The sequence below is a fragment of the Mesobacillus persicus genome (assembly GCF_900109925.1).
In the GTDB taxonomy this organism is placed as follows: domain Bacteria; phylum Bacillota; class Bacilli; order Bacillales; family Cytobacillaceae; genus Mesobacillus_B; species Mesobacillus_B persicus.
The window spans coordinates 1-2,583 of the sequence record NZ_FOBW01000038.1 but is presented as its reverse complement, the minus strand read 5'-3'; the positions used below and the strand labels follow the sequence as shown (position 1 = coordinate 2,583).

Below are 2,583 nucleotides of genomic sequence, written 5' to 3'. Positions count from 1 at the left end.
GGGACGGTTCTTAAAGCGGACAATCGGAAGTTTTGCATGTAAAAAGGCACAACTAGTGAGAATGAGCTAGTTGTGCCTTTGATGTTTTTTAGGCTGAAGATCCATACGCAAAATTTTTGATTGCCAGAGAAGAATGAAGTCGCGGCCCCTGGCCTATGGGAATTCAACCTTTCGGTTTCATTTCTTTTTTTGCCTTTTGATCCTCTTTTTAGGCCTGATCATATAGATTTCCCTAATTTTTATTGGTTTTGAATATAATTTCCCCCTCCCCAATTAAGAGGCTTTTTTTACAGATGTTCAGTTTGATTGTTTTAAGATGAATCTCCAGGTAAAACCTTATGTAAATGCGCTTTTTTACAGCTGGGACACAAGGTGATATCCTTTCCCAAAATAGCTGAAAGGACTTCCGTATAATTAAGTCCTTCATAGATTGGTTGATAATAAGGGCTTTTCGTTAATTCTCTACAGTGGGTTAGCTTAGGTGTTTTGACCCGATTGGCTAGTAATCCATAGTACCTTATTTTCACAAATCCAGTTGGGAGAACATGCATTAAAAATCGGCGGATAAATTCTGCTGATTTCATGGTTACCTGTTTTTTCTTACTATTATTCTTATAATCCTTTACTTTAAAGGTTATTGAGTTGTTTTGAATGGAAAGGATTCTATGATTTGATATGGCAATCCGATGTGTATAACGTCCTAAGTATTCCATTACTGCTTCAGGACCAGAGAAGGTCCTTTTTGTGTAACTATACCAATCTAGATTGTAACACTGGTCCAATAGATTCTGAAAACCCTTCGGGTCCTTGTATTTTATTGCGTCATTATAAAAGTTTAGCTGATTTTGTTGGTAAAATCGTTTAAGGTAATACAGAAATTTTCCACGATACTTTTTTGATAGTATTTTCACGGGTATAAAGAATTTTTTACTTGAGCTTCGCCACTTATTCAGTTTATTAAGTCCACCAGCTAATACAATTGTGTGGATGTGGGGATGATAGTGAAGATTTTGCCCCCACGTATGTAAAACGGATAAGAACCCAATTTGTGCACCCAGAAACTTTTTGTCATGCGATAGTTCCGTTAATGTTTCGGCGACGGCTTTAAACATTAAATCATAAAGTAATCGTTGATTTTGGTAAATAACCATTTTCAATTGTTCTGGCATAGTAAATACCACGTGGAAATAAGGTGCATTCAGGATGTCCTTTTTTCTTTGATCTACCCAAATTTCTTTATTGACTCCCTGACACATTGGGCAGTGTCGATTCCGGCAGGATTTATAGTGAACCTTAGTGTGGTCACATCCTTCACATTCATAAGAATAGGACCCTAAAGCTGCTGTTCTACAATTCAAAATAGCCTTTGAAGCTTTTTTTTGTTCATACGAAAGACGATGGTGCTGTTGATAGTCTTGAAGATACACTTGAAATACATCCTGAAGGGTAGTCATGCTTTATGACCTGCCTGAGTATCTAACGGACTTTTGACACCCATTAAACTTTTAGAGGTCATATGCAGGTACGTTTGTGTTGTCTTAAGACTCTTATGTCCAAGCATCTGCTGGATAAACACAGGGTCGACACCATCTTCTAAAAGATGCGTTGAAAAACAATGCCTTAGGGTATGCGCAGAGATATTTTGGTCAAGCTGAAGCTTATCCCTCATCTTAATGAAAGTATTTTTTATTGATTTTACATGAATGTGTTCAAGGGGATTCCTTCCTGGAAATAACCAGTCATTCCGTGTGTATTCTTTAGAAAAGTTATTTCTAAAATAATGTCTAAGTACTTTCAGTGCTAACTCCGATAAAATAGTATACCGATTGGTATTGTGTTTAGCATTTTGGACGAGAATGCGCATAGACTTACTATCGATATCGCCAATCTTTAATCTAGCTACTTCACTTACTCGAAGTCCACTGCCATAAATTAATGTAAAGATTGCCTTGTGCTTTAGATTATTGGTAGAATTTAATAGTAATAGAACGTCATCTTTTGCGGGAATGACGGGTAAGCTCTGGGCTCGTTTCATCCTTGGAACTTGCCTAGGGTTCCATTCTCTGTCTAATACATAGGTAAAAAAGAACTTAATGGCTGAAATATAGTTATTAATCGTTCCGCTCGAAAGCCCTTTTTCTTTTTTGAGAAAAAGAATATATTGTTGGATATCTTCTAATTTCATTTCTTCAATAGGCCGTTTACGTTCTTGCATATAGATTAAAAAGGCGTTCATTCTTCGCCAGTAGGATTCTCTTGAGGAATCTGGGGTACCTTTAAGCTCAAAGAATAGCTCCACTTTTTGTTCATATTGATTCATAAAATTGCCTCCCGATATTTGATTAAGTTTAGTGTTGAATCAAATATCAGTAGGTGGAGCCCTACTTAGCTTAATGAGAATATTGAGGTGTATTTTTGAGGTTGTCCATGATAAAATATTTGTCATATGAAAAAGTATGTCTTTCTATTGTTTGGTTTGGCGATTAAACAATATCACAAAAGACATACTTTTTCATTTTTTTATTCTTTTTTTGGTCTGAGGGGGCTTTTAAAGAGCCATCGCGTTAGCGATTTCGTTCTTCT

Annotated in this window: 2 protein-coding genes; both read right to left on the bottom strand. The window is 36.3% G+C overall.

The features are described 5' to 3' along the window. Positions 1-311: 311 nt before the first annotated feature. On the bottom strand, positions 312-1,454 hold the full coding sequence (locus tag BMX30_RS23125) for an IS91 family transposase (protein ID WP_090750686.1): 1,143 nt from the start codon (positions 1,452-1,454) through the stop codon (positions 312-314). Further along, positions 1,451-2,320 carry a tyrosine-type recombinase/integrase gene (locus BMX30_RS23120; RefSeq protein WP_090750685.1) on the bottom strand — a complete coding sequence of 290 codons (870 nt, stop codon included), beginning with the start codon at positions 2,318-2,320 and terminating at the stop codon, positions 1,451-1,453. The genes BMX30_RS23125 and BMX30_RS23120 overlap by 4 nt, the downstream gene beginning before the upstream one ends. Between the last annotated feature and the right edge of the window lie 263 nt (positions 2,321-2,583).

Excerpts from the sequence above, each read along its gene's own strand:
- BMX30_RS23125 (WP_090750686.1), bottom strand. The coding sequence starts at position 1,454 with ATGACTACCCTTCAGGATGTATTTCAAGTGTATCTTCAAGACTATCAA.
- BMX30_RS23120 (WP_090750685.1), bottom strand. The coding sequence starts at position 2,320 with ATGAATCAATATGAACAAAAAGTGGAGCTATTCTTTGAGCTTAAAGGT.